At 65.0% G+C, this 254-nt stretch carries 1 protein-coding gene; it reads left to right on the top strand.

The genetic code is table 11. From position 1 onward, the window contains the following. Positions 1-254 (top strand): dihydropteroate synthase (locus CVH10_RS22475; protein WP_146143296.1); only part of this gene is annotated, 254 nt, incomplete at both ends.

Here is a 254-nt window from a genome sequence, read left to right as displayed (position 1 = left end):
ACCAACGTCACCGGCTCGGCGAAATTCCGCAAGCTCATCACCGCCGGCGACTACGCCGCCGCCCTCGACGTCGCCCGCGACCAGGTCGCGGCGGGTGCCAGCATCATCGACATGAACATGGACGAGGGCCTGCTCGATTCCGAGAAGGCCATGGTGGAGTTCCTCAATCTCGTGGCCGCCGAGCCCGACATCGCCCGCGTGCCGGTGATGATCGATTCCTCGAAGTTCCACGTCATCGAGGCCGGCTTGAAGTG

It is taken from the genome of Halomonas sp. ND22Bw, from assembly GCF_003011945.1.
GTDB lineage: Bacteria > Pseudomonadota > Gammaproteobacteria > Pseudomonadales > Halomonadaceae > Halomonas > Halomonas halophila.
The sequence above is the reverse complement of the archived record's forward strand: the minus strand, read 5'-3'. Positions and strand labels throughout refer to the sequence as shown.